The organism is Phytobacter diazotrophicus (assembly GCF_052061655.1).
GTDB lineage: Bacteria > Pseudomonadota > Gammaproteobacteria > Enterobacterales > Enterobacteriaceae > Phytobacter > Phytobacter diazotrophicus.
Genome location: NZ_CM125428.1, coordinates 34702 through 59510, shown reverse-complemented (window position 1 = coordinate 59510; position 24809 = coordinate 34702). Strand labels below are relative to the sequence as shown.

Sequence of the window (24809 nt, the reverse complement as noted above, 5' to 3'; positions counted from 1 at the left end):
GCCCTTTTTTAAAACCTACAGCGGCGCAATGACCGCTGCGGCTGACCGGTTATTTAGAGACATCGGTCCCGAAGTAGGTATTGGAAATCTTCTGGTAGGTCCCGTCAGCTTTAATGCCGTCCAGGGCTTTATTGATCGCCTGTTGCAGCTCCCCTTCATTCTTACGAATCAGGACACCCACTTGTTCTGCATCATTTTGCGACGCCACAATTTTCACCGGTGCATCCGGCTTGTGTTTCTTGAAGTCGAGGAATGAGAGGTTGTCGTTGATGGTGGCATCCGCACGCCCCTGGGCGACTAACGATACCGACTGGTCAAAGCCATCGGTCCCCACCACTTCCGCGCCGTATTTACGCGCCAGTTGCGCATAGTTACTGGTCAGCGTATGGGCAGATTTCTTGCCTTTGAGGTCATCGAAGCTCTTGATCGCCGTGTTATTGCTATTAACAATCAGCACCGCTTTGGAGGAAATATAGGGTTCGGAGAAATCAAATTTCGCCTTACGCTCCGGGGTAATCGACACCTGATTGATGACCGCGTCGTAGCGTTTAGCGTCCAGCCCGGCAATCAGGCCATCCCATTTGCCTTCGACAAACTCCGCCTTCACGCCAACACGTTTAGCGATTTCGCGACCAATCTCCACATCAAAGCCCACCAGTTTTCCAGAGGCATCATGGTAGGTGAACGGCGGATAGGTGCCTTCAGTGCCGATTTTTAACACCCCGGCAGATTTGATAGTGGCCAGATCGTCTGCCGCGAAAGCAGCGTGGGAAACGCTCAGTTGAATGGCGGCTGCCAGCAATGCAGTGACTAATACTTTCATCATTAGCTCCTTAAAGAGTTGCCGTGTTGTTGTTTTAAATTTCCCAGGAATCGGGAAGGGTGTCGGTCAGGGTGGAAATAAACAGTTGTGTTCGCGTCTTTTTCGCCTGGGTGAAGATGGCTTTCGAGGTGCCGCTCTCCACAATGTGCCCGGACTCCAGGAAGACAACCTGGTTGGCGATATTCGCCGCCAGCCGTAAATCGTGTGTCGCCATCAACATGGTTGTCCCCTCCTGGGCGAGCTGGCGCAGGACGGCAACGACTTCCAGCGACAATTCAGGATCGAGCGCCGACGTCGGTTCGTCGCAGAGCAAAACTTTCGGCGACGGAGCCAGTGCACGGGCAATTGCTACGCGTTGCTGCTGGCCGCCAGAGAGCATGGCAGGCCAGGCGTCGCGTTTATGTAGCATGCCCACTTTGGTGAGCAACTCTTCCGCCCGCGCTTTGGCTTTGGCAACGGGCCATTTCTGCACCACCACCAGCCCGCGCATGATGTTTTCCAGCGCCGTTAAGTGCGGGAATAGCTGAAAATTCTGAAAGACCATGCCGGTCTGCTGGCATATGCGCCGGATGTCTTTTTTCTTCGGTTTGGCGTGTCCGTTAAATGAAATATCTTCGCTGCCAATTTTCACCGTTCCGGCCTGCGGAATTTCCAGCAAATTGACACAGCGTAATAATGTACTTTTTCCACTACCGGAGGGACCAATTAATGCCGTGACGCTACCTTCCGGAAGCGTAAGAGAAATATCGTGCAGTACTTTCTGCGAACCAAAACTTTTCTCAATTCCGGATAGCGTTATCATTATTATTTTCCTTAACCACGGTATTTCTTTCTAATCGGGTTTCCAGGTGCGCCTGTAAATACGATAAGACGGAACTGATCAACAAATAGAGGAGCGCTGCTTCGCTATAAAGAATAAGCGGCTGGTAGGTGACGGCAGCAATACGTTGCGCGGCGAGAAACATCTCCGGAACCGTAATCACCGATGCAAGCGAAGTGTCTTTTACCAGTGAAATAAAGGTGTTTGATAATGGCGGAACCGCCACGCGCGCCGCCTGCGGCAAAATGATGTGCCGCAGCGACTGGCTCCAGCTCATGCTGATGGAGTGTGCCGCTTCCCACTGGCCTTTTGGTACCGAGAGCAAGGTCGCCCGGATCACTTCCGAGGTATAGGCGCCAATATTCAGCGTAAAGCCAATCACCGCCGATGGAAACGCATCGAGTGTGATACCCGCATTCGGTAATGCATAGAAAATAAGGAACAGTTGCACCAGTAAGGGGGTGCCGCGAATAATCCAGACATAAAAGCGCACCAGGCTTTTCAGCGGCGCAGGTCCATATAAACGAATTAACGCCACAACGAACCCCAGAATTAATCCAAGGACGAAGGTAATCAATGTTAATGGAATAGTAAATGTCAGCCCGGCATACAGCATTGGCCAAAATGAATCTATTGCTAACGATAACCAATCAGGCACACTTCACCTTCCCTGAAAATGATTATTTCAGTTGTTATAAATTAGATGACATCGATATATTTTATAAGGCGAGTCTACCACGGGGTTATTGCGGATGTATCGAGATATACCAGGAATGGATAGCTACTTTTCACAATTGCTATTTATGGAAATGCTTTTGTGTTTTAGGCATAAAGGATTTATGCATCAACAATCCAGAGGGAGTCTATTTATAAGACTCACCTCAGATATCATTGAATCGTCCAGTCAGACAAACGAATTCCAGGGACCCGCTCAAATTCGCGGGTATTGTTGGTAACCAAAACTAATCCCTGAGACCGGGCGTGAGCAGCAATCATACTGTCATAGGGGCCAATAGGTGTACCGAGCTTTGTCAACTCCGCCCGAATTTGCCCGGTATGTGTTGCGGCTTCGATACCATACGTAAGCACTTCAAGCCTTGCGACAAAACTTTCAACAACACGTAAGTTTTTCTCTGGCATCGCTGACTTTTCCGCGCCATAAATCAATTCCATCAGGGTGACAGAACTGATACACATGCGGTCATAATGTTGTCTGAATGCTTCACGTACTACAGGAGGCTTATTCTTGATGGTAAAAATGCAGATGTTGGTATCCAGCATATATTTCAGCATTAAAAATCTTCCCTGTTTTGCTCCCCTGGCTGCTCTCGCGCCCCCATAAAGTCGGGACTCACGCTCTCGCCATCAAACCAACTATCCCAGGCTTCTCCAGCAGGAGTAATTATCCGTGTCCTGCCTAATGCCACAATCTCAACCTGTTTCACATCATCAGGCAGAGCAACCGCTTTAGGTAAACGTACGGCCTGGCTGCGATTACTTTTAAAGAGTGTCGTTTTTTCCACACGATCCTCCGCTGGTGAAAATTTACACGATAAGCTTAAATCATGCACAGGATATGTCAATGGGATATACGTCATTGCCCCACACCTTTCCTTCCTGATGCGGGGCAACACTTATACATTAAATCTGCGCCAGGCCACCATCAACAAACAGTTCGATACCGTTGATGTAGCTCGCATCATCCGAGGCGAGGAACGTGATGGCGCTGGCAACCTCAGAAGGCTGGCCAATACGGCCTGACGGTACCTGTTCGGAGAGCCAGGATTTGGTGCCTTCCGCCTGCTCACCACCGCCAAACAGCTCATTCAGTCCGGCGGTATCGGTCAGGCCAGGGCTTACGGCATTGACGCGAATACGGCGCGGTTTAAGATCCAGAATCCAGCTACGGGCGAAGTTACGTACCGCCGCTTTGGTGGCCGAATACACACTGAATGCCGGCGTACCTTTCACGCTGGTGGTCGAGGCCGTCAACACAATGGAGGCGCCATCTTTGAGCAGCGGTAGCGCTTTTTGCACGGTGAAAAGCACGCCTTTTACGTTGGTGTTAAAGGTCTGCTCGTAATGCTGTTCGGTGATTTCACCAAGGGGCGCAAAGTCGCCGCCGCCGGCATTCGCCACCAGCACATCAATCTGACCATGCTGTTGCTGAATCACATCATAGAGATGGTCGATATCGGCCAGTTGTCCCATATCGCCACGCACGCCGACCACGCTGCCGCTGATGGCTTGTACCGCCTTGTCCAGTGCTTCCTGGCGACGCCCGGTGATGTAAACATGCGCCCCTTCTGCTGCGAAGGCTTTTGCTGTTGCCAGGCCGATGCCGCTGGTACCGCCAGTCACTACCACCACTTTGTTGCTGTATCTGTTCATTTTAAGCTCCGGTTTATTCCGTTGGGTTAGTGATGATGAAGATACCAGTGGAACGATAGTGCAAAAAGATAGCAATTATGCTACCTATCGTTCTATTAAAGGAACGATGAGGCGACAATGCGTACCGATCTGAATGACTATCGCTATTTTGCCGAGGTGGTGCGCCACGGGGGTTTTGCCGCCGCAGGCAGGGCATTACACGAACCAAAATCAAAACTCAGCCGCCGGATTGCCGAGCTGGAATCTCGCCTCGGCGTACGGCTGATTGAGCGAACCAGCCGCCGTTTTCGCGTCACCGAAGTGGGCGAGGCGTTTTATCAGCGCTGCCGGGCCATGTTGCAAGAGGCTGAGCAGGCAGAGGCGTTGATTATGAATGCCCATGCCGAGCCGCATGGCCTGGTGCGTTTTAGCTGCCCGACCGGGATGGTGGAGGTGGTTTCTGACACGCTGATGGCCTATATGCACCGCTACCCGAAGGTCCGGCTACAAATCCTTGCTCTCGACAGGCCCGTGGATTTGATTAATGAGCGCATTGATGTGGCCCTGCGTGTGCGCACGCAGCTTAATAGCGATGCAGAACTCATCATGCGCACGCTGGGTACTTCGCACCGCATTCTGGTAGCCAGCCCTTCGCTGGCGCGGCGTGCGGGAGAGGATATCGCCATACTGAATACCCTGCCCACGCTCAGCACCAACGATGGCGACGCCGAAGTGGAATGGCCGCTGGAAAATCGCGTTAAGCAAAGCATGATGTTTCGTCATGAGCCGATGATGAGTTGTAGTGATTTTGCGGCGGTGCGTACGGCGGCAAGTCAGGGGCTCGGCGTGGCGTTTTTGCCGGAGCACTTTTGCCATCGCGCGTTAGAGAAGGGGGAGCTGGTGCAGGTATTCCCGCAGTGGCGTAGCGTGCCGGGGATAGTTCACCTGGTATTCACTACGCGCAAAGGGTTGCCGCCTGCGGTCAGGGCCCTGATTGACAATCTCGCTGCCTATTTTGCGACGTTGACGAGGTTGTAGTGCTCATCCGGGACATCCCCGGCGGCGCTACGCTTGCCGGGGCTACGGGCGCACCGCATCCGGGATATTCCCTTTCACACCGTGAGCAGCGACGAACGGATAATGCTGCCAGGCATCATCTCCTGCAAACCGGCAGCCAGCTCATCGCCTGCGGCGTGCAAAGCATCAATCGGCATCTCCGGCAGGCTTTCCAGGATAAACCACATCTGGCTGTCGGACGCACTCAAGCGGGTACGCACACCCTGCCGCCAGTTCCAGCGGCGGCACGTCACCCCAAGATCGTCACGCCACACCACTTCACCGGGCTCCGGCGACTCTTCCGCCAGTTGTCCGTCTTTCATCATGTCAAAACGCTCTGTTCCCTCGGCGATAACCAGCCTCGGTGCGCCCACATACGCGGCAAGATTCTCCCCGCCCACCGGAATCGCATAGCGCAAACTGATGGCGTTATAGAGATCCACCACCGGATCAATCGCCGCCATCGAGCCGTCACGCAACACCCGTTTTCGCAGCGCGTCGGCAGAACATGGCGTGCGTTTTGGCTTCGCACCGAAACGTTTAAACACCTCGCTCCACGCATCCAGATGCGCCTGCGCCCAATCAGGGCCACCCGCCACCACCTCTGCACAGGCACGCGCCAGCGCCGCTTCTCCCACCTGAGGATGCCTTAACGGTGCGGCCTCCACCATCATGCTAAGCGCGCGAAACTGTGGCGCAATACGGGCGATACCGGCGTCGATTGACGGCTGAACAGAAAGCATCGGATAATCCTTTTAGTGACTAATTTATCCCATAGTAGTGACCGATGACCAAAAAAGTCAATATACCGACCGACTCAGGTGCCAACCTCCAGGCCGTTAGCCAGGCCGTGGCGGTGCGAATTAAAGCGTTCCGCCAGCAACAAAAACTATCTCTGGACGAACTGTCCCGCCGGGCAGGTGTCAGCAAAGGCATGCTGGTCGAGATCGAAAAATGTCTGGCCAACCCCAGCATCGCGATGCTGTGTAAAATCGCCGCGGCGATGGGCGTTTCCGTGGCGGATATTGTCGATGTGGCCAGTAAACCCGCCGTCCACCTGATTGACGCCGGGGATATCCCGGTACTGTGGCACGGGGATAAGGGCGGTTCGGCCCGCTTACTGGCAGGCACCAGTGGGCCCGACATGCTGGAAATGTGGCGCTGGCATCTGTTTCCCGGCGAACGTTTTAGCTCACCGGGCCATCCGACTGGCACCTTCGAACTGCTGCATGTGGAGCAGGGCATATTGACCGTCACCGTCGATGAAACCGTCCTGGCCGTCACGCAGGGCAGCTCCGCCGTAGCCCGGACCGATGCGCCCCATGCCTATGCCAACGACAGTGATGAAGAAGTGTGGTTTACCATGACGGTCAGTGAACGCCATTCATGAGTTAGTCTTTTAACCCCATTCTGCCGCCCGCAATCCGATTCCATCGCTCCGGCTCGCCGTTACTCTGTAGCCGCACAGCCAGGCTCCCACCCTGAGATACTCATGAATGTCTCTCATAAGTTCTTTTCGATTTCCCCGACTAATCAATCCCGGCGGCACTGCGTAAACTTAATCCTGTGGTTTTTACCTTTCAGGAGAAGAAAATGAAAATTATCCGTAGTGGTTCTGTCCCTTCCGCACCCGGCCCGGAGGCCTATTTTACCGGCCGCGTGCGCCTCGACTCCCCGTTCCAGACCGATGCCCCGGCGCGCGTTGGCGGCGCGACTGTCACCTTTGAACCGGGCGCGCGCACGGCATGGCATACCCATCCGCTTGGTCAGACGCTGATCGTCACCCATGGCAAAGGCTGGATCCAGTGTGAGGGAGAACCCATTGAGGAGATGAACCAGGGCGATATCGTCTGGATCCCGCAGGATGTGAAGCACTGGCATGGCGCAACGCCAGACAATGCGATGACCCATATCGCTATCGCCGAATCACAAAACGGCAGCCCGGTTACCTGGCTTGAGCAGGTATCGGATGAACAATATCGTCGCTAGCCTCGGCGTAACGCCGCTGTAAATCTTGCTTAAACGCGTCACGCAGGGAAGCGGGCGAATGGATGCTGACGTCCGGTAACCAGTAGCGCAGCCAGCGAAACAGCATGTGCGGGTCGCGAATGTCACATGAAATCGTCATACCGCCATCGTCGTGCCGTTCCACCAGGCGTTGAGCAGGAAAAAGCGGGCGTCGGCTGACGAACTTCGCCGCATGAGCCGAAATCCGTAATTGCACCTCTGTCTTTTTGCCAAAGCGAATGCCCGAGCCTGCTTCCAGCTCCTCCAGCACCAGTGGATCGGCCGTGAAACGGTTTGCCCCTGGCGCAAACTGGGAAATCAGCGCCAGTTCGAAGGCCTTGAGCGTGCCCGCATCCACCGCCGCCAGGTACCACAAACCATAATGGTTTATCAGGCGATACGGCTGAACGCAGCGGTTTTTCTCACGATAGCGGTACGTGACTTCCTGCCGGGCGGCGATAGCCTGATTGAGCTGGCCTATCAGGTCATCCATGGTGTAATTTTCCCGGCTACTGACGCCATGAAAAGCGATGTTATCCCGGTTTTTCATGCTGTTACGTAGCGACTGTCCGTCCCGACGAGGGAAAAGATGCGCAACGCCCGCGAAATCAGCAAATTCCGCCAGGTGCCCGGTATGGAGTGTCGGCAGCAGATGCGTGCTCAGGCGATAGCGTCCAGGCGAGACCTGATCCAGCAAGTGGGCAAGCCGCGCCAGGTCCCGGTACGCGGTGCGCGCCGTAATGCCAAATTTCGTGCATAACCATGCTTTATCGATGGTATTTCCCTGATAAAGGACCGAGAAAATTTCGCACAGTCGCTCAATCAGCACGTCGTGTTTCTTTGCGTGACTTTCCTTCATGGTTCCCTGTCCCGAACGACAAGTCAGAAGGTGCTTACGCGGCGGCAAACCCCTGCCAGACTTGTGCGGTAATACGTGGCGTTCATCAAAGAGGTTAACGGCAGGGGCGACAAAAACTCCAACCGAACGACGGGAAAAATTGTCTCAGGTCATGCAAAACTACAATTTTTAGGTGGGAAAAGCGCACCGGATGGCGCATAACCATCCGGTTTTGTGCCTTACTGACCAGCGTTATTAAGTACCGCGATATCCTCACTGGAAAGGGCCAGCGACACTGCCGTCACGAAGCTCTCCACATGGGCGATTTTTGTGGCGCTGGCGATAGGTGCAGTCACACCAGGCTGAGCGATAAGCCAGGCAAGCGCTACCTCAGCAGGTTTCACATTATGTTTCTCCGCCACCTTGTCCACCGCATCCAGAATGGCAAAGCCACGTGCATTCAGGTACTTGTTGATGCCCTGCCCGCGCTGACTCTGGCTGAGATCGTTTTCGCTGCGGTATTTGCCCGACAGGAAACCCGACGCCAGGCTGTAGTAGGTCACCACACCGATATTTTCCCGAACCGTTAACTCCTGCAGTTTTCCTTCAAAACTGTCACGGTCATACAGGTTATATTCCGGTTGCAGTACCTGATAGCGCGGCAAGCCGTTGTCATCCGCCACCTTCAGAGAAGCCTGTAACTGTTCCGCATTGAGGTTTGACGCCCCGACCGCACGGATTTTTCCGGCTTTAAGCAGCTTTTGGTATGCTCCCAGGGTTTCGTCATACGGCGTTTCGCTGTCCGGCCAGTGGGAGAAATACAAGTCGATGTAGTCGGTTTGCAGACGGCGCAATGAGTCCTCGACAGCCTGTTCAATCCAGCGTGCGGAAAGGCCTTTTTTGCCTGGAGCGCCCAAATCAGCGCCGACTTTCGTAAAAAGAGTCACTTTTTCACGCACGCCAGGATGGGCGGCAAACCACTTACCTATGATGGTTTCCGATTCGCCGCCTTTGTTACCCGGCGCCCACGCAGAGTAAACGTCCGCGGTGTCGATTGCCGTGAAGCCTCGCTCCAGCAACGCGTCCAGCAAACTAAAACTCTGCTTCTCATCCACGGTCCAGCCAAATACGTTACCGCCAAAAACCAGCCGGGGGATCTGTAAACCCGTGGTACCTAATGAACGTAAAGCCATTCGCACATACCTTTTAGATGACGGACTGAACCCGGCACTCCTCGCGTCGCCAGCCCGGACAACATTGGGCGCTGATATACGCCTTTTCGCCGCATTCCTCACTGAACGCGATCCCTGATTTTTTTGTGTGGCTTCAACAATAGTCGCCTATCACCACATCAGGGGTTAGCAAAACGTGGCTTTTTGAAAGCTGAATGTTGTCTGACGATAGACGCAGATGGCATACCCCACCACTCAGGGCCGATGGGGCGTGTGCAGATTAGGATGAGCAAATCAGGGCTGTGGGTGAAACGCCGGGTGGGTATGCAGCAACGCAGTAATCGCGCGCAGAGGCTCGCGTAACACGCTGTGCAACTGGCGAATCGCCGGAGAGAACTGCTTGCGGTGCGGGCAAATCAGGTTGAGGGGCGCTGCTTCGCCAGGGTGCTGCGGTAAGAGTACTTCCAGCCTGCCCGCCTGAACATCCGCGCTGATATCAATCCACGATTTGTAGATGATGCCCATCCCTTCCAGCGCCCAGCGACGGGCAACATCCGCATCGTCGCACAGCATGCGGCTTTTAACGATAAGCTGGCGGCGCATACCGTCTTCGGGGAAGCTCCATTTGTCATAGACGTGGCTGTTCATGGTAAACAGCAGGCAGTGGTGATTGACGATGTCGTCCAGGATTTGCGGTCTGCCGTGTTGTTGCAGATAAGCCGGCGAGGCGGCCAGTACGCGGCGGTTATCTTCTGCCAGCGGTAGTGCGACATAGCTACTGTTATCCAGCACGCCATAGCGAATCGCGATGTCCACCGGGTCGCGAAAGACATCGCTGATTTCATCGGAGAGCGACAGGCGCAGCGAGATTTTGGGGTACTGCTGGCAAAACCGGGTGATAAGCGGCAAGAGCACGTTGCGGCCAATATCAGACGGCACGGCCACACGCAGTTCGCCCTGAATGTCGTTGTCACTGCTGTGCAGACTTTCCGCCCCCGCATGCACCACGGCCAACATCTCCTGAGCGAAGGGCAGATATTTTTCGCCCTCAGTGGTCAACCGCAGACTGCGGGTCGAGCGCGCAAACAGGCGCTTGTCGAGGTCGCGCTCCAGACGGTGCACGGCGGCGCTGACCTGCCCCGGCAACAGCCCCGCCTCTCGCGCCGCACTGGAGAAACTGCCCAGCGCAGCAGAGCGAACAAATAAGGTGACATCTTCAAGGCGAATCATGCTTTCTCCTGCCGGGCTTACGGTCAGCCCTCTTTTTGCCAGAAAAACCCGCAGGCGCAAAGCGCCATGACATTATTTTCACTCCCGGAGGGAAAGTGCTGCACAGCGGAGGTGATTTATCTCGTCACTATTTGTGTTTATTCTCGACCTACCAGACGGGGCGGCAAGTCCCGTATTTATTTCATTTTCCTGTTGGAGAGAGACGATGACTTTAGATGATGCTGTGCTTGCCCGCCATACCGTTAAAGCCTTTGAAGGGGGTAAGACGCTGCCGCAGGAGCAGATTGAGACGCTGCTGAATGTACTACAAAACAGCCCCTCTTCGGTGAACTCGCAGCCGTGGCATTTTGTGGTGGCATCGACCGCCGAAGGCCGCGCCGCGATAGCAAAATCCACCACCGGCGCTTTCATTTACAACGAGCCTAAAGTGCTGAATGCCTCGCACGTTATTGCACTTTGCATGCGTACGGATCTGGATGATCAGCATCTGCAAAAGGTGCTGGCACAGGAGAGCGCCGATGGACGTTTCGTTGCCGAAGGCGCGCAGGCAGGCCAGGATAAAGGCCGTCGCTCTTATGTGGATATGCACCGCTATGAATCCCGTGATATTCCGCAGTGGATGGAGAAACAGGTTTATCTGGCGCTGGGCGGCCTGCTGCTGGGCGCGGCGATGTTAGGTATCGACGCAACGCCGATGGAAGGTTTTGATCAACGTGCGCTGGACCTCTCGCTGGGTCTGCGTGAAAAAGGGTTGACCAGTGTGGTGCTGGTGTCGCTCGGTTACCGCAGCGAAAGTGATTTCAACGCCGCATTGCCGAAATCCCGCCTGCCGCGTGAAGAGATTTTTACCTTTATTTGATGGTGAATGCCGCACGCGTGCTGCTTGCGGCATTTCCCCCTCACCCTCAGGGCTGAGGAATCCCCACAAAAATGCGAGCACGAGCGGTCCCCTCTCCTCTTTGGGGAGAGGGCCAGGATGAGGGGAAAATGCCGCTCTGATGGTCATTCCGTTCACCTTATGTTCCTTGCTTTTCTGTCGCGACAGAACCCGTGAACGTACCAGGGTGGCTTACCGCCTCCTTCACTCTTTTATCCTTCATTTTCGGGCGTCAAACTGGGCGATTTACAACCGCCTGGAGTTGGTTTATTTGTATCCCACGCAAACGACATGCAAGGATGGCAATAATGAAAAAAGCACATAATGAAGTCAGTAAGTTTCTGAGCTACGTTCTGCGCCATCAACCTGAAGCCATTGGTCTGGAACTGGATAGCGAAGGGTGGGCGAATATTGATGCACTGATCGCAGGCGCGGCAAGCCAGGGGCAATCACTGGACAAACAACTCATTGAAGCAGTCGTGGAAGGCAGTGATAAAAAGCGCTTCGCCCTCTCCGAAGACGGGCTGCGTATTCGTGCCGTTCAGGGGCACTCGACGGCGAAAGTCGATATCGCCTTTACTGAAAAAAAACCACCGGACATCTTGTACCACGGCACCGCCAGCCGTTTTCTTTCCGCCATTCTTGCAGAAGGATTAACCGCACAGTCGCGACAATATGTTCATCTCTCCGCCGATCGGGGGGTGGCCATCCAGGTCGGACAGCGTTACGGCACGCCGGTGGTGCTGGAAATTAACGCATTAGCCATGTTTGAACAGGGTTATCCGTTCTATCAGGCGGAGAATGGCGTCTGGCTGACCCGGCAGGTTGCGGTGGAATTTATCAGCCAGTGATCCCGGCGTAAAAAAAAGCCTCCGGGCGGAGGCTCTCTTTAAACGTTAACGCTTGATCATCTCAGGAATAATTAAATCCCCGCGCACCACACAAGAGCCCAGCGCGCTTTGGGTTTTTTCGTTGAGCCACGCGACAATCCGCGCCGCCATCGAGTCTATGGAGTACTCAATCGCCGGGATTTTTGGAACCCCCGGCAGATGCAGTGACCCCGCCAGGCTAAAGACCATGATGTCGCCCGGTACGGATTTATTGAACGCCTGCAACTGCGGGATCACCCGCTGTGCTTCCTGCTCATCGGCAACCAAAAGCGCATTGAAATTCAAGGTGGTAGCATTGTTGAGCAATACCTGTAGCGCCACAGATGACGAGGTGTCATCCATAAAGACCAGGTTGCGATTAAACGGCAGGAAATTGTTTTCCAGCGCATGCTTATAACCGAGCAGTACCTGGTCCGCCGGGCCGCTGGTATCCGGGTGGATGAGGGCAATCTGGCGTCTCCCCTGGCTTATCAGGAAATTACAGGCCGTTTCCGCCGCGAACGCGTGGTCGAACTGGATACTGTTTGGTGTTTCTGACTCCGCGCAATCCACCAGAATGACATTCTCGTCATTGATATTCAGCGGGAAACGGGCGCCGATAATTAACACATCGTCGCACAACCCACAGGTAAGTTCTTCCAGCGCGCTCAGCACCCCCGCTTTGCTGTTGGCAAAACGCAGCAGCAAATGTTTCTGACTTTGGCTGAGGTGTTTTTCCAGCGCGTAAAGGTATGCGGTGGTCTGGTTGATATTGTCCTGGGCGCAAATCACACCGATGCAGCCTGTCGACTGGCTGAGTAAGGACTGTGCGATAACATTGGGCCGATAATTCAGCTCATCGACCGCTTTCAGTACTGCAAGGCGGCTGGCTTCCTTAACGCCGCGCGAACCACTCAACACCCGTGAGACTGTGGCTTTGGACACCCCAGCTAAACGTGATACATCGTTGATTGTAGACATCTTTCTCCCCTGACAGACGACTAATTTACGCCTGAAAATACCAAGTACAGCAATGGTTCATAATATAACCATTCGCAGTATATCCTTTTCTTTTTTTCATGGAAACCGATTTTCCATTTGGACTCTATTGCTATCAGAATCCATCCAAATTCCGTGACCTGAATCCAGAAAAAAGCGCTTATATCATTGAGACTTTGATACCCATCACACTTCTTTTGCGATGATATGGAAACCGGTTTCCGTATGATATCCAATCATCCCCGCAATAACTTTTTACATTCGAGGAAGGTCAAGATGTTCAGGATTATGTTGTGTTGCTCCGCCGGTATGTCTACCAGCCTGTTAGTCAGGAAAATGGTTGAAGAGGCGCAGCAACGGAATTTGCCGGTCGAGATCGATGCGTACGGTGTGGCTGAATTTGATATGCAGTTTCCACGATACCAGGTAGTGCTTCTCGGACCGCAAGTGAAATATATGTTAAATACGCTGTCAGAAAAGGCCGCCGCCGCCGGTATCCCCGTGCAGCCCATCAATCCGATGGACTACGGGATGCAGCGTGGCGATAAAGTACTGGACTATGCACTGTCGCTGATTGAAGCGGCGCACTAAAAGGTGAACCCATGAGTTCGTTATATCAGTCTATGATTGGCGTCATTGAGCAGTCCATTACCCCGCTTGCGGGCAAACTCGGACAGCAGAAATACGTTATCGCTATCCGCGATGGCTTTACCGCCGCGCTGCCGTTCATGATCATCGGCTCGTTTATGCTGGTGTTTATTTTCCCGCCGTTCTCCCCGGAAACGACCAACGGTTTTGCCCGCGCCTGGCTGGATTTTTCTACCGAATATCGCGCACAGCTAATGTTGCCTTTCAACCTGAGCATGGGGGTCATGACCTTCTTCATTTCTGTCGGTATCGGCGCGAGCCTGGGCCGTCAGTTTAATCTTGACCCGGTGATGACCGGCCTGCTGGCGTTTATGGCGTTCCTGCTGGTAGCGGCCCCCTATCATGAAGGACAGATTTCCACTCAGTACCTCTCCGGCCAGGGCATCTTCACCGCACTGCTGACGTCGATTTACTCCGCTCGCGTTTATGCCTGGCTCAAGCAACACAACATCACCATTCGCCTGCCGAAAGAGGTGCCGACCGGTGTTGCCCGCTCGTTTGAAATCCTGATCCCGGTTCTGGTGATTATCGGTACGCTGCATCCGCTGAACCTGTTTATTGAAGCGCAAACCGGCATGATCCTGCCGCAGGCGATTATGCACCTGCTGGAACCGCTGGTCTCCGCATCAGACTCACTGCCTGCCATTCTGCTCTCTGTGCTGCTGTGCCAAATCTTCTGGTTTGCCGGTATCCACGGTTCGCTTATCGTCACCGGCATCATGAACCCCTTCTGGATGGCAAACCTCTCCGCCAACCAGGCTGCTCTGGCCGCAGGCGCTGCATTACCGCACGTTTATCTGCAAGGTTTCTGGGACCACTACCTGCTGATCGGCGGCGTGGGTTCAACCTTACCGCTGGCCTTTTTGCTGCTGCGTAGCCGCGTTGCGCACCTGCGGACTATCGGCAAAATGGGCGTTGTGCCAAGCTTCTTCAACATCAATGAACCGATTCTGTTCGGCGCACCGATCATCATGAACCCGATGCTGTTTATCCCGTTCGTCTGTGTCCCTCTGGTAAACGCCATTCTGGCGTATGCGGCAACCCGCATGGGCTTACTGGCGCAGGTCGTCTCACTGACGCCATGGACAACACCGGCACCGATTGGCGCATCCTGGGCAGCCAACTGGGCATTCAGTCCGGTGGTGATGTGCGTGATTTGTATGGTGATGTCCGCACTGATGTACCTGCCGTTCCTGCGTGCTTACGAACGTTCATTGATGAAGACCGAAGAGCAAAAAGCGCAGAACAGCGCACCGATGGCGGAAACCGTCGGCAGTAACTGAACAAGGAGAGAAAAATGAAATATGCATTTCCCGAAAACTTTTGGTGGGGCAGCGCCAGTTCCGCGCAACAAACCGAAGGGGAAAGCTTACAGGGCGGGAAGAGCGCCACAACATGGGATGCCTGGTACGCCAGCCAACCCTGGCGCTTTCATCAGCAGGTGGGCCCGCAGGATACGTCCACCTTTTACCAGCACTGGCGCGAAGACATCGCCCTGTTAAAACAACTGAACCACAACAGCTTTCGTACCTCAATAAGCTGGAGCCGACTGATTCCTGACGGTACCGGTGAGGTGAATACCCAGGCCGTTGCGTTTTACAGCACCATGCTTAACGAACTGGTGGAACAGGGCATCGAACCGTTTATCACCCTGTTCCACTTCGACATGCCGATGGTGATGCAGGAGAAAGGTGGCTGGGAAAATCGCGAAGTGGTTGAGGCATTCACCCGCTACGCGCAGATCTGTTTCGACCTGTTTGGTCATCAGGTGAAGCACTGGTTTACCTTCAACGAACCCATTGTGCCGGTTGAAGGGGGTTATCTGTATGACTTCCATTACCCGAACGTGGTGGATTTCAAACGGGCAGCCACAGTGGCATACAACACGGTACTGGCTCATGCCAGCGCGGTGCGGGCGTTTCGCGCCGGGCGTCACCCTGGTGAGATCGGCATTGTGCTCAACCTGACGCCGTCGTATCCGCGTTCCCAGCATCCGGCGGATGTGAAAGCCTCACACCATGCGGATCTGCTGTTTAACCGCAGCTTCCTCGATCCGGTACTGCGGGGTGAATACCCGGCGGACCTGGTGGCCTTGCTGAAAGAGTATGATCAGCTTCCTGAGTGCCATCTGGGCGATAAGGAGCTGATTGCCGACGGGAAAATAGACTTACTGGGCATTAACTATTACCAGCCACGGCGGGTGAAATGCCGGGACAGCGCCGTTAACCCAGAGTCACCGTTTATGCCGGAATGGCTGTTTGATTATTACGAGATGCCGGGGCGAAAAATGAACCCTTATCGCGGCTGGGAAATTTATGAGCCGGGTATTTACGATATTTTGGTTAATCTTCGTGATAATTATGGCAACCCCCGCTGCTTTATTTCTGAAAATGGAATGGGTGTCGAGAATGAACAGCGCTTTATTGAAAACGGGCAAATAAACGATCAGTACCGGATTGCATTTATTGCCGATCACCTTAAATGGCTGCATAAAGGAATTAGCGAAGGCTGTAATTGCCTTGGTTATCATATGTGGACCTTTATTGATAATTGGTCATGGTGTAACGCGTATAAAAATCGCTACGGTTTTGTTCAACTCGATTTAGAAACCCAGAAACGTACCGTTAAGAAAAGCGGGGAATGGTTCGCCGCCACCGCGAAGAATAATGGTTTTGATGAAGAGTAAATAAATATGGTCGCATTAGAAGAAGCGGTAATGGAAATTATCGTTAACGCGGGTCAGTCACGCAGTCTGTGCTTTGAAGCATTGCGTGCCGCAAGAGCGGGCAATTTTGAGGAAGCCCAAACACTGCTGCGTGAAGCCGATGGTTATTCACGTCAGGCCCATCAAATGCAAACCAAATTAATTGAACAGGATGCCGGCGAAGCCCGGCAACCCATGACATTAATTATGGTACATGCCCAGGATCATTTAATGACGTCGTTACTGGCGCGTGAATTATCAGAGGAGATTATTCAGCTTTATCAGCGTTAAAAGCTCATTGATTATGGAAGATATAACTCTGTACCTGAATTATAAAATATAAATCAGCTTGTTTTGATACTGGCATGTTGTTCTGTCAAATCAGGACAGGATGGTTATTGTTTAAAAACAACCAACGAGACCCTAAATAATTCGAGTTTCAGGAACACGGCAGGCGAAAGAATCCCGATGAGCTTACTCATGTAAGTGATTCGGGTGAATGCGTGCAGCCAATGCCCATGCAATTTGAAATATAAAGGGTATAAATTGAGATAACTATGAAATTAAACAATAAACTTCCAGTGGCACTGGCGGTTGCGGCTGCGCTTTGCTCTGGTTCGGTGATAGCACAAGAATTTACGCAAGAACAAATCGACGCCATCGTGGCAAAAGCGGTGGATAAAGCATTAGCCGAGCGGCAGGCAAAAATGGATGCCGCCATTGATAAAAAAGCGGATGTCATTACCGAGCCGCAAAGCACTGCGCAAACGCCTGACTTAGCCATTCCTTATGGCGTGAAATTTAGCGGTTACGCCCGTTATGGCGCCCATTACCAGAGCGGCGATCAGAAATATGTTGGCGTAGACGGTTCATATAACGGCTCGTCTGCGATTGGCCGTCTGGGTAACGAAGGCAACGGTGGCGAGTTCCAGCTTTCCAAAGCGTTTAAGAGTTCGCACGGAGCAATCTGGGACGTCAACGTGATGTTCGATCACTGGGGCGACGAAGTTAACCTGAAAAAAGCCTACGCGGGTGTGACCAACCTGCTGGAATCCAACCCGAACGCCTATTTCTGGGCAGGTCGTGACTTCCACCAGCGTCCACAACAGGGTATCAACGACTACTTCTGGATGAACCACGATGGCCAGGGTGCCGGGGTGAAAAACTTCGATATCGGTGGCGTACAGTTTGACGTGGCCACTGTAGCTGCCGTGCAGTCCTGTAACCCGGAAGTGGAAGACAACGGGGATAACCCGTCACGCATTACCTGTACCGGCGGCTCCGGCACCGGTGACAAAGGCAACTACGCTGTCACCTCAAAAATCCACGGCATGAAAGTCGGCCCGCTGGATCTGGAAGTTTACGCAAACTACGGTTTTGACTCGAAGGCCGTTGAAAGCGACGCCCGCCTGAAAGCCTGGCAGGGTGGCGTGGTGTTAAGCCATACCAACGACAGCGGTGTGAACAAGGTTATCGCCCGTTATTCCGATAACGCAGATAACAGCGTTTATAACAAAACGGATGATCTGAAGACTATTTATGCCAGCTTCGAAGGGCTGCACAAGTTTAGTCGCCAGATGCAGGTGGAATATCTCCTCGCCTTCCACGATTACGACAACAGCGCAGACAAGTCTGACAACCGTAAGAACTACAACGCCATTGTGCGCCCGATGTACTGGTGGAACGACGTTCATTCCACCTGGCTTGAGCTGGGCTGGCAGAAAGTGGCTTACGACAAAGGCGGTGATAACAACGGCTGGAAAGCGACCCTGTCGCAGAATATTTCCATCGATATGGGGCCAGAGTTCCGTCCGATGCTGCGCTTCTACGTGACCGGTGGCGAAGTTGACAACAAGCGTACCGCGCGTGTTAACGGCACGGATGACACCACGCTGGACTCCTTCAACGTCGGTGCAATGTGGGAAGCCTGGTTCTAATGTAAATCCACGGGCGGCAGGGATGCTGCCTCCGGTTATCTATCACGCCTGTGCTATGATGCAAAACTCATCAATAAGAAAGCAGCATGGCAGGACTGGGTAGAAAATGGGTTTCACAAAAAAAGGGATGCTTTATGTACTGATTGCCGCCATTTTATGGGGCAGTTCCGGCGTTTGCGCTCAGTACATCATGGAGAAAAGTCACATCGCAGCCCCCTGGTTGACGATGGTTCGCCTGCTATCCGGCGGCGCTGTGTTATTAATTCTGTCGTTTTTCCATGGCGATAAAATTTTCGCGATCGTGAAAAACCGCAAAGACACGCTGAGCCTGCTGTTCTTTTCACTGTTTGGCGCGCTTATCGTTCAGCTCACCTTCCTGGTGACCATCGAGAAATCGAATGCCGCCACCGCCACAGTACTGCAATTTCTCTCGCCAACAATCATCGTGACGTGGTTTGCCCTGGCACGAAAAGCGAAGCCGACGCTCGCTGTTACGGCGGCGATTGCAACCTCTCTGATTGGCACTCTCTTGCTGGTGACCCACGGAAATATGACATCGCTGTCGATTTCCACCGAAGCGCTGGTATGGGGCATCGCGTCGGCGTTTTCCGCCGCGCTCTATTCCACCTATCCGTCGAAACTTATCGCCCGTTACGGCACGCTGCCGATTGTCGGCTGGAGTATGTTTCTCGCCGGATTAATGCTGACGCCGTTCTATGGCAATAAAGGTGGCGATTTCGTTATCGATGGCAATCTGGTGATGGCGTTTATGTATCTGGTGATGGTGGGTACCGCGCTGACCTTTAGCCTGTATCTGAAAGGGGCGCAGATGATTGGTGGCTCACGCGCCAGTATTCTGAGCTGTGCGGAACCGCTGAGTAGTGCGCTGCTCTCGGTTGCCCTGTTGGGTATCGCCTTTACGCTGCCGGACTGGCTGGGTACGCTGATGATTGTGTCGTCGGTGCTGCTGATTTCACTGGATTCCCGCAAACGCATGCAGGCTGCGGCCTGACATTCCCCCCGGTGGCGCTGACGCTTACCGGGGCTACGGTTAGCGCAGCGATAACCCGGATAAGGGTGAGAGGAAAATCACTTCACCTTCACTTTTCCTGCCACCAGCAGCGCGGTAAGCAGCATCAGCGCCCCGGACAGCACCAGCGGTGAAAGCAGGCCCAGGTTGTCCAGCGCATAGCCGCCAACCGCCGCGCCGCAGGTATTTGCCAGTTGAATAACCGCTACCTGAATCGACCCCGCCTTTTCCGCCTGATCGGCAAGCGAGCGGGTGATCCACGTCGACCAACCCACCGGCACCAGTGCGAACGATAATCCCCAGACGATGGCAATCCCCGCAGCCACCACTTTATTACTGCCCCACAAAATCAGCACCAGCGCGCTCACCGCAAGGATCAGCGGCGCACAGGCCAGCGCCAGTTTTACCGAGCGCTTTAAGATATGTGATGAAAGCGAAGTACCCACAAAGCTGGCAATACCAAAACTCAATAACACCAGCGTCAGGCCATCAACATCAAAGCCGGCGAGGGTCATAAAGATCGGACGAATGTAGGTGAAAAACGAGAACTGCCCGGCGAAGGCCATAAAAATCGCCAGCATCCCGGCCAGGACGCCAGGGCGCTTCAACAAACCAAACATATTCTGATGATGTTCCGTCTGTCCCGGCATCGACGGCAGCGCCATCCACACCCAGCCAATACAGACGAACCCCATCAGCGCTGCGCCGTTAAACACATGCCGCCAGCCAATGATCCCGCCGAGAAAACTGCCCAACGGCGCCGCAATCACCAACGCAATGGAGACCGCACCGAAGATGACCGACAGCGCCTTCGGAATGGTGCGGGCAGGCACCAGTCGCATAGTCAGGGAGGCAGACATCGCCCAAAAACCGCCCAGCGCTAACCCAAGGCAAGCTCGCCCGAGCAACAGCAAGGTAAAATTATTGGCAAATGAGACCAGCAGACACGAGAGCGTCAGCAGCACGGAAAAGGCAATAACCACCAGGCGGCGATCCGTTTTGCCGATGATATGGGTGATAAACAGGCTGGCGAACATGGCGACAAATGCCGTTACCGTCACCGATTGACCGGCAACACCTTCCGACACGCCCAAATCCTGCGCCATGGGCGTCAACAGACTCACCGGCAGAAACTCCACGGTGATCAGGCACGCCACACAGAAGGCGACGGCAAATACCGCCGACCAGTTTGGGCGACTTACGCCGCCTGTTGCAGGCTGCGTCCGCTGCATTTCCATCATTTTTCCACCCGGCTTCATGTTTTATTGAGAAAGCCGTGTAGTGTAACAAACAACAGTGTGATTCATTTAACATTTACGCAACTATTTACACCGTCGGACAGTAAGATCAGTGTAACCAGTGCACCCCTTCCTCAGGGACAAACAAAGTGTTGTAGCGCATCTGGAAGGCATTAAGCTCAGCAACATCCGGCTCGAGTTCGCGTAAAAAGCCCAGCGCGAGACGGACTTGCGCATCGGTAATGGGCGCGGCCAGCCGGGCCTTTTGCAGAATGCGATGCCAGGATTGCAGATGCTGTTCACTGCCATCGACAATAAAAACCTGCCAGATAAAGAGCATCTGGGCGGCATTTTGCAGATGTGCTTCATCCGGGCGAGCCAGATACTGAATAAACTCCGCCCCTGCGCTTTTCCCCATCTGATCAATCATGGTTTCCACCGGCACCGGCGTGATTGACAGCCGTTCACTCAACCGGCGGATCGCGCGACGTGAGTCAGACGTTAATACCCTGAAACCAATAATAAAAACCACAACCAGTGTCGTCAGTGTTAACCAAATCATGAAAGCTCCCGCCACATCTCAGGAGGCACATCATAAAGTCAAAATGCACAAAATGGACAGTCGAAGCGTGAGCTTACTGGTTTTTCGTAGTGCACGGGATCACGCAGATGGCTGATTTTATTGATGAGAACACACAGCAAAGCCCGGCGAACCGGGCTCAGGAAAGGCCATCAGGCAATGCCTGTGGTGACGCTAAAATGGCGGGTTTGCTGTGGCGCAAGGCTGAGCAAACTGCCGCTACGCTTCGCAGCAAGGAATCCCTCGGGGCGACAGGTTGCCGGAAGGGCAAACGCCGCGACCTGCTGATCGCCGTTGTAAAGGATCCAGCGCGTGACGTAATTAAACTGCTCACTGGAAAAACGTGTCACAAAGGTGGTGCCATCCGGTGCATGCATACAAAACTCAGGCGTATCCGTGTGGCGGTCAAGCCTGTCGGCAAAGAAGACGATTTCCGGATCGTAGAATTCCGGCTCCGTCAGCGCATTGACCGTCGCTTCGCCCTGCTGTACGCGGCGATTGAATGCCAGCCACTGCTCCGTCGGTTTCACATGCGCCGGGATGGACTCGCGCAGCGTTAACGCTTCATCCGGAATGTTCTGGCTAAATGTCGCCTGCGGAACATAGGCGTAGTTCATATGGCACATGTACTGCAGCGGCATCGGCACCGACGCCAGATTGGTGACATCCATGGCGATATCAAACAGCGCGCTCGCTTTATGCAGCGTGACCGACGGTTGTGCAAGGTAGTGATCGCCAAAACCCATCACATACTCATAGCGCCCGCCCAGACGCAGCGCGTCGCCGTCGAGCTCCAGCCACGCCTCATCCATCGTGGCGCAGGCCATTTCGCCGTGCAGCGCGTGAGTATCTTCTGCTGACGGACAACCGTTCGCCAGCAACCCGGAATGAAAAGCAAAACAGCCGTATGTTTCAACAATCACATTCGCCGGTTTGGGCTGGCTGAACATGTTACGCATCGTCAGGTCGTGCCCGTCGAAGGTCGCATCCCAGATCATCTGTCCAAGCCAGGGCAGTACGACCAGGTGCCCGCGGGCGTTCTCCAGCCGTACAGCCTCCACGCCGCTCGGGTAGCGGAACGCGGTGACGGTAAAATCGCTGTTTTCCAGTAAGGTGCGCGGCTGTTGGGTGAACAGCTCACGCCACAGAGTCAATCGTGTTGCCATCGTCCTTCTCCTCAGGAAGCGGTCGCTTCGGTCAGTTCGCGACGCACTCGACTTTCGCGCCAGAAATAGACGCCAACGTAGACAAAGCACAGCATGGAAACGAGGAACGACAGTTGCAGCGAATAGAACATATCTGCCACATAGCCCTGAATCGCCGGGACCACCGCCGCGCCAACAATCGCCATCACAATTACCGCGCCTGCCATCTCCGTATGTTCGTTATCCACGGTATCCAGCGTGCCGGCATAGATGGTCGCCCAGCACGGTCCAAACAGGATGCTGACTGCCACCGCCACGTACACCGCGCTAAAGCTGGGGGCCAGCGCCACGTATGCCAGGAACAGGGCGCCAATCACGGAATAGAGAATCAGCACTTTGGCCGGGTTAAACCGCGTCATCAGAATGTTGGCGACGAACTTGCCAATAAAGAAGCAGGCGAAGCTATAGACCATAAAGTTTGACGCATCGCGTTCGTTGATATCGCCCAGTTCCAGTGCCAGACGAATGGTGAACGACCACACCGCTACCTGCATGCCGACATACAAGAATTGCGCGACAATACCACGGCGAAAACGGGCATTCTGTGCCAGATAACGCAGTGTTTCCATGGCGGTCGGACGTTTATGGGTCTCCGTTTGAGCCACTTTGCATTTCGGGAAGCGGGTGAACATAAACAGCGCCATGACAACCACCAGCACCATAATCATGTATTTATAGGGCTCAAGGGTGTTTTCGAGCATCAACACTTTAAAATTATGAATCTGCTCGGGTGTCATGCCGGTCATCTGCTTTTGCAGACTCTCACCTTCGGAGAAAACCAGATATTTACCGAGCAAAATGCCCGCCGCCGCGCCAATCGGGTAGAAGGTCTGGCTGATGTTCAGGCGCAGAGTTGCATGTGATTTTGGCCCCAGCATCGAACTGTACGTATTGGCCGCGGTTTCAAGAAAACTCAGCCCAATGGCGATGGCAAATATCGCCGCCAGGAACATGGTATAGGTTGCCATATGCGAGGCCGGGAAGAACAGTGAACAGCCGACGATATAAAGGGTCAGCCCGATTAATATCGCAATTTTATAGCTACTCTTTTTAATAACCAGAGAAGCCGGGATCGCAATTAAGAAATAGCCGCCATAAAACGCACTCTGCACTAACGCAGAGGCAAAGTTACTTAATGAGAACACGCTTTTAAATTGCGTAATGAGAATATCATTTAACGCAGCGGCGCATCCCCATAACGGGAATAAACAGGATAACAAAATAAACTGGAACAAAGGGGTTTTATTCAAATACCCGTCGGGCATCTGAACGATATTTTTTTCGTTCATAGTGCTACCTTTCAATGTGCAGGGTTTATCACTGTCTTATTCCGAACAGCAGGCGGCAATGATGCGCCCGCTGCAGAATAAACTCAGCGGTTATTATTCATGTAAAGCCAGGTACTCATTAAATTGTTCAATGCTGGGGTAAGACGATTGTGTGCCTTTGCCGGTCACACTAAAAGCAGCGAATAGTGCCGCTTTTTTCATCGCCGCTTCGACATCGCCGCCCTGGACATAGTAGTGGGCAAAACAGCCGATAAAGGCATCGCCAGCGCCACTGGTATCAATGGCGTTGACCTTGTGCGCCGGAACGTGAACTTCGCGCTCGCGGGTCATCCATAGCGCACCCTTTTCACCCATGGTCACGATAATATTATTCAGGCCATTATCAATCAGGCTCCGCGCCGCCGTACGAATATTATCGTAGGTGTCGACCGGCATGCCGGTCAGAATTTCAAGTTCGGTCTCATTGGGAATAAAGAAATCACATTTACAGGCGTAGGTCATATCCAGTTCACGCAGTGCGGGGGCAGGATTTAATAACACTTTAATGCCATGCTTTTTACCAAATTCGATGGCGTGATATACCGTTTCTAATTGCACTTCCAGTTGCAGGACAATTAACTGGCATTTTTTTAAATCTTCGGCAGCGCGATCGATATCTTCCGGCGAGAGAAATTTGTTTGCGCCTTTAATAATTAAAATACTGTTACTGGAGTTGGGATTAACAAAAATCGGCGCGACGCCGCTGCTGGTACAGGGGACTTTTTCCACATAGGTGGTGTTAATTCCCCAGGACTCCAGATTACGGATGGTATTGTCCGCAAAGATATCATCACCCACTTTGGTCAACATCATCACTTTCGAATTCATTTTAGCGGCGGCCACCGCCTGATTCGCGCCTTTACCACCGCACCCGATTTTGAAGGCAGGGGCTTCAAGGGTTTCTCCCTCTTTCGGCATCTGGTTGGTATAGGTGATGAGATCCACCATATTGGAGCCGATGACTGCGATATCCATTTTGCTACCTCTCAGAAACAATCACATAACAATGATATTTTAGTAACATTAACATGTTATTTTAGTATCATTTGTGACCATGATCGCGATTAGAGAATCACAT

The 24809-nt window shown here is 53.4% G+C and carries 27 protein-coding genes; 11 read left to right on the top strand and 16 right to left on the bottom strand.

What is annotated here, in order from left to right:
- Positions 1-49: 49 nt before the first annotated feature.
- The 6 genes from ACS0RQ_RS00300 to ACS0RQ_RS00275 all read right to left on the bottom strand — a co-directional run bounded on the left by ACS0RQ_RS00300 (position 50) and on the right by ACS0RQ_RS00275 (position 4034).
- Positions 50-823, bottom strand: coding sequence for an amino acid ABC transporter substrate-binding protein (locus ACS0RQ_RS00300; RefSeq protein WP_271849258.1), 774 nt, complete (start codon positions 821-823; stop codon positions 50-52).
- 34 nt (positions 824-857) lie between these two features.
- The gene (locus tag ACS0RQ_RS00295) at positions 858-1625 is read right to left on the bottom strand and encodes an amino acid ABC transporter ATP-binding protein (protein WP_039080076.1); all 768 of its coding nucleotides are present in this window, start codon (positions 1623-1625) and stop codon (positions 858-860) included.
- Positions 1603-2301 carry an amino acid ABC transporter permease gene (locus tag ACS0RQ_RS00290; protein ID WP_271849183.1) on the bottom strand — a complete coding sequence of 233 codons (699 nt, stop codon included), beginning with the start codon at positions 2299-2301 and terminating at the stop codon, positions 1603-1605. Before ACS0RQ_RS00290 ends, ACS0RQ_RS00295 begins: the two co-directional genes overlap by 23 nt.
- Positions 2302-2531: 230 nt before the next feature.
- On the bottom strand, positions 2532-2936 hold the full coding sequence (vapC, locus tag ACS0RQ_RS00285) for a type II toxin-antitoxin system tRNA(fMet)-specific endonuclease VapC (RefSeq protein ID WP_271849182.1): 405 nt from the start codon (positions 2934-2936) through the stop codon (positions 2532-2534).
- Positions 2936-3166, bottom strand: a complete 231-nt coding sequence (gene vapB, locus ACS0RQ_RS00280; RefSeq protein ID WP_132440406.1) for a type II toxin-antitoxin system VapB family antitoxin — start codon at positions 3164-3166, stop codon at positions 2936-2938. Before vapB ends, vapC begins: the two co-directional genes overlap by 1 nt.
- A gap of 118 nt (positions 3167-3284) precedes the next feature.
- The gene (locus ACS0RQ_RS00275; RefSeq protein WP_071195106.1) at positions 3285-4034 is read right to left on the bottom strand and encodes an SDR family NAD(P)-dependent oxidoreductase; all 750 of its coding nucleotides are present in this window, start codon (positions 4032-4034) and stop codon (positions 3285-3287) included.
- 117 nt (positions 4035-4151) lie between these two features.
- On the opposite strand from ACS0RQ_RS00275, the gene ACS0RQ_RS00270 reads away from it, so the two are divergent.
- Complete coding sequence (locus ACS0RQ_RS00270) at positions 4152-5051, top strand: LysR family transcriptional regulator (RefSeq protein ID WP_271849181.1); 900 nt, start codon at positions 4152-4154, stop codon at positions 5049-5051.
- Between the two features lie 74 nt (positions 5052-5125).
- Here ACS0RQ_RS00270 and ACS0RQ_RS00265 read toward each other — a convergent pair whose 3' ends face one another.
- Positions 5126-5812 (bottom strand): B3/B4 domain-containing protein, encoded by a 687-nt coding sequence (locus tag ACS0RQ_RS00265; protein WP_271849180.1) that lies wholly within the window; start codon positions 5810-5812, stop codon positions 5126-5128.
- A 44-nt stretch (positions 5813-5856) separates the two neighbouring features.
- Here ACS0RQ_RS00265 and ACS0RQ_RS00260 point away from each other — a divergent pair, with 44 nt between their 5' ends.
- On the top strand, positions 5857-6459 hold the full coding sequence (locus tag ACS0RQ_RS00260) for a helix-turn-helix domain-containing protein (RefSeq protein WP_271849179.1): 603 nt from the start codon (positions 5857-5859) through the stop codon (positions 6457-6459).
- A gap of 203 nt (positions 6460-6662) precedes the next feature.
- Positions 6663-7058 (top strand): (R)-mandelonitrile lyase, encoded by a 396-nt coding sequence (locus ACS0RQ_RS00255; protein ID WP_222556666.1) that lies wholly within the window; start codon positions 6663-6665, stop codon positions 7056-7058.
- Here the strand turns inward: ACS0RQ_RS00255 and ACS0RQ_RS00250 are convergent.
- The 3 genes from ACS0RQ_RS00250 to ACS0RQ_RS00240 form a co-directional block, all read right to left on the bottom strand.
- Positions 7015-7935 carry a WYL domain-containing protein gene (locus ACS0RQ_RS00250; RefSeq protein WP_271849178.1) on the bottom strand — a complete coding sequence of 307 codons (921 nt, stop codon included), beginning with the start codon at positions 7933-7935 and terminating at the stop codon, positions 7015-7017. The genes ACS0RQ_RS00255 and ACS0RQ_RS00250 overlap by 44 nt on opposite strands.
- A gap of 218 nt (positions 7936-8153) precedes the next feature.
- Positions 8154-9107, bottom strand: coding sequence for an aldo/keto reductase (locus tag ACS0RQ_RS00245; RefSeq protein ID WP_271849177.1), 954 nt, complete (start codon positions 9105-9107; stop codon positions 8154-8156).
- Between the two features lie 273 nt (positions 9108-9380).
- Positions 9381-10316, bottom strand: a complete 936-nt coding sequence (locus ACS0RQ_RS00240) for a LysR family transcriptional regulator (RefSeq protein WP_039080067.1) — start codon at positions 10314-10316, stop codon at positions 9381-9383.
- Between the two features lie 205 nt (positions 10317-10521).
- On the opposite strand from ACS0RQ_RS00240, the gene nfsB reads away from it, so the two are divergent.
- Positions 10522-11175 carry an oxygen-insensitive NAD(P)H nitroreductase gene (nfsB, locus tag ACS0RQ_RS00235; RefSeq protein ID WP_110296002.1) on the top strand — a complete coding sequence of 218 codons (654 nt, stop codon included), beginning with the start codon at positions 10522-10524 and terminating at the stop codon, positions 11173-11175.
- A gap of 326 nt (positions 11176-11501) precedes the next feature.
- Positions 11502-12044 carry an RNA 2'-phosphotransferase gene (locus ACS0RQ_RS00230; RefSeq protein ID WP_271849176.1) on the top strand — a complete coding sequence of 181 codons (543 nt, stop codon included), beginning with the start codon at positions 11502-11504 and terminating at the stop codon, positions 12042-12044.
- 45 nt (positions 12045-12089) lie between these two features.
- On the opposite strand, the gene ACS0RQ_RS00225 is transcribed toward ACS0RQ_RS00230, so the two are convergent.
- Positions 12090-13043 (bottom strand): LacI family DNA-binding transcriptional regulator, encoded by a 954-nt coding sequence (locus ACS0RQ_RS00225; RefSeq protein WP_039080064.1) that lies wholly within the window; start codon positions 13041-13043, stop codon positions 12090-12092.
- Between the two features lie 294 nt (positions 13044-13337).
- On the opposite strand from ACS0RQ_RS00225, the gene ACS0RQ_RS00220 reads away from it, so the two are divergent.
- From ACS0RQ_RS00220 to ACS0RQ_RS00195, 6 genes are all read left to right on the top strand, one after another.
- Entirely contained in the window at positions 13338-13652 is a 315-nt protein-coding gene (locus ACS0RQ_RS00220; protein WP_071195117.1) for a PTS sugar transporter subunit IIB, read from the top strand.
- A gap of 11 nt (positions 13653-13663) precedes the next feature.
- Positions 13664-14992 carry a PTS sugar transporter subunit IIC gene (locus tag ACS0RQ_RS00215; RefSeq protein ID WP_039080062.1) on the top strand — a complete coding sequence of 443 codons (1329 nt, stop codon included), beginning with the start codon at positions 13664-13666 and terminating at the stop codon, positions 14990-14992.
- A 14-nt stretch (positions 14993-15006) separates the two neighbouring features.
- Positions 15007-16395, top strand: a complete 1389-nt coding sequence (locus ACS0RQ_RS00210; protein WP_071195118.1) for a glycoside hydrolase family 1 protein — start codon at positions 15007-15009, stop codon at positions 16393-16395.
- Between the two features lie 6 nt (positions 16396-16401).
- Positions 16402-16704: a PTS lactose/cellobiose transporter subunit IIA gene (locus ACS0RQ_RS00205; protein WP_039080060.1), complete on the top strand. Its 303-nt coding sequence runs from the start codon at positions 16402-16404 to the stop codon at positions 16702-16704.
- 266 nt (positions 16705-16970) lie between these two features.
- A complete protein-coding gene (locus ACS0RQ_RS00200) occupies positions 16971-18350 on the top strand; it encodes a carbohydrate porin (protein ID WP_039080059.1) in 1380 nt (459 codons plus the stop codon).
- A 106-nt stretch (positions 18351-18456) separates the two neighbouring features.
- A complete protein-coding gene (locus tag ACS0RQ_RS00195) occupies positions 18457-19362 on the top strand; it encodes an EamA family transporter (protein WP_039080058.1) in 906 nt (301 codons plus the stop codon).
- 77 nt (positions 19363-19439) lie between these two features.
- Here ACS0RQ_RS00195 and nepI read toward each other — a convergent pair whose 3' ends face one another.
- The 5 genes from nepI to rbsK form a co-directional block, all read right to left on the bottom strand.
- On the bottom strand, positions 19440-20621 hold the full coding sequence (gene nepI, locus ACS0RQ_RS00190; protein ID WP_071195120.1) for a purine ribonucleoside efflux pump NepI: 1182 nt from the start codon (positions 20619-20621) through the stop codon (positions 19440-19442).
- Positions 20622-20727: 106 nt separating this feature from the next.
- Positions 20728-21180: a DUF1198 domain-containing protein gene (locus tag ACS0RQ_RS00185; RefSeq protein WP_071195121.1), complete on the bottom strand. Its 453-nt coding sequence runs from the start codon at positions 21178-21180 to the stop codon at positions 20728-20730.
- A gap of 170 nt (positions 21181-21350) precedes the next feature.
- On the bottom strand, positions 21351-22364 hold the full coding sequence (locus ACS0RQ_RS00180) for an aldose 1-epimerase family protein (RefSeq protein WP_271849175.1): 1014 nt from the start codon (positions 22362-22364) through the stop codon (positions 21351-21353).
- 11 nt (positions 22365-22375) lie between these two features.
- Complete coding sequence (gene fucP / locus ACS0RQ_RS00175) at positions 22376-23692, bottom strand: L-fucose:H+ symporter permease (protein ID WP_271849174.1); 1317 nt, start codon at positions 23690-23692, stop codon at positions 22376-22378.
- A 93-nt stretch (positions 23693-23785) separates the two neighbouring features.
- Complete coding sequence (gene rbsK / locus ACS0RQ_RS00170) at positions 23786-24706, bottom strand: ribokinase (protein WP_039080054.1); 921 nt, start codon at positions 24704-24706, stop codon at positions 23786-23788.
- Between the last annotated feature and the right edge of the window lie 103 nt (positions 24707-24809).

Excerpts from the sequence above, each read along its gene's own strand:
- ACS0RQ_RS00255 (WP_222556666.1), top strand. The coding sequence starts at position 6,663 with ATGAAAATTATCCGTAGTGGTTCTGTCCCTTCCGCACCCGGCCCGGAG.
- ACS0RQ_RS00185 (WP_071195121.1), bottom strand. The coding sequence starts at position 21,180 with ATGATTTGGTTAACACTGACGACACTGGTTGTGGTTTTTATTATTGGT.
- ACS0RQ_RS00225 (WP_039080064.1), bottom strand. The coding sequence starts at position 13,043 with ATGTCTACAATCAACGATGTATCACGTTTAGCTGGGGTGTCCAAAGCC.
- ACS0RQ_RS00265 (WP_271849180.1), bottom strand. The coding sequence starts at position 5,812 with ATGCTTTCTGTTCAGCCGTCAATCGACGCCGGTATCGCCCGTATTGCG.
- ACS0RQ_RS00260 (WP_271849179.1), top strand. The coding sequence starts at position 5,857 with ATGACCAAAAAAGTCAATATACCGACCGACTCAGGTGCCAACCTCCAG.
- ACS0RQ_RS00220 (WP_071195117.1), top strand. The coding sequence starts at position 13,338 with ATGTTCAGGATTATGTTGTGTTGCTCCGCCGGTATGTCTACCAGCCTG.
- ACS0RQ_RS00295 (WP_039080076.1), bottom strand. The coding sequence starts at position 1,625 with ATGATAACGCTATCCGGAATTGAGAAAAGTTTTGGTTCGCAGAAAGTA.
- nfsB (WP_110296002.1), top strand. The coding sequence starts at position 10,522 with ATGACTTTAGATGATGCTGTGCTTGCCCGCCATACCGTTAAAGCCTTT.
- nepI (WP_071195120.1), bottom strand. The coding sequence starts at position 20,621 with ATGATGGAAATGCAGCGGACGCAGCCTGCAACAGGCGGCGTAAGTCGC.
- ACS0RQ_RS00240 (WP_039080067.1), bottom strand. The coding sequence starts at position 10,316 with ATGATTCGCCTTGAAGATGTCACCTTATTTGTTCGCTCTGCTGCGCTG.
- ACS0RQ_RS00250 (WP_271849178.1), bottom strand. The coding sequence starts at position 7,935 with ATGAAGGAAAGTCACGCAAAGAAACACGACGTGCTGATTGAGCGACTG.
- rbsK (WP_039080054.1), bottom strand. The coding sequence starts at position 24,706 with ATGGATATCGCAGTCATCGGCTCCAATATGGTGGATCTCATCACCTAT.
- fucP (WP_271849174.1), bottom strand. The coding sequence starts at position 23,692 with ATGAACGAAAAAAATATCGTTCAGATGCCCGACGGGTATTTGAATAAA.
- ACS0RQ_RS00215 (WP_039080062.1), top strand. The coding sequence starts at position 13,664 with ATGAGTTCGTTATATCAGTCTATGATTGGCGTCATTGAGCAGTCCATT.
- ACS0RQ_RS00210 (WP_071195118.1), top strand. The coding sequence starts at position 15,007 with ATGAAATATGCATTTCCCGAAAACTTTTGGTGGGGCAGCGCCAGTTCC.
- ACS0RQ_RS00245 (WP_271849177.1), bottom strand. The coding sequence starts at position 9,107 with ATGGCTTTACGTTCATTAGGTACCACGGGTTTACAGATCCCCCGGCTG.
- vapC (WP_271849182.1), bottom strand. The coding sequence starts at position 2,936 with ATGCTGAAATATATGCTGGATACCAACATCTGCATTTTTACCATCAAG.
- ACS0RQ_RS00200 (WP_039080059.1), top strand. The coding sequence starts at position 16,971 with ATGAAATTAAACAATAAACTTCCAGTGGCACTGGCGGTTGCGGCTGCG.
- ACS0RQ_RS00270 (WP_271849181.1), top strand. The coding sequence starts at position 4,152 with ATGCGTACCGATCTGAATGACTATCGCTATTTTGCCGAGGTGGTGCGC.
- ACS0RQ_RS00230 (WP_271849176.1), top strand. The coding sequence starts at position 11,502 with ATGAAAAAAGCACATAATGAAGTCAGTAAGTTTCTGAGCTACGTTCTG.
- ACS0RQ_RS00195 (WP_039080058.1), top strand. The coding sequence starts at position 18,457 with ATGGGTTTCACAAAAAAAGGGATGCTTTATGTACTGATTGCCGCCATT.
- ACS0RQ_RS00205 (WP_039080060.1), top strand. The coding sequence starts at position 16,402 with ATGGTCGCATTAGAAGAAGCGGTAATGGAAATTATCGTTAACGCGGGT.
- ACS0RQ_RS00300 (WP_271849258.1), bottom strand. The coding sequence starts at position 823 with ATGAAAGTATTAGTCACTGCATTGCTGGCAGCCGCCATTCAACTGAGC.
- ACS0RQ_RS00180 (WP_271849175.1), bottom strand. The coding sequence starts at position 22,364 with ATGGCAACACGATTGACTCTGTGGCGTGAGCTGTTCACCCAACAGCCG.
- ACS0RQ_RS00275 (WP_071195106.1), bottom strand. The coding sequence starts at position 4,034 with ATGAACAGATACAGCAACAAAGTGGTGGTAGTGACTGGCGGTACCAGC.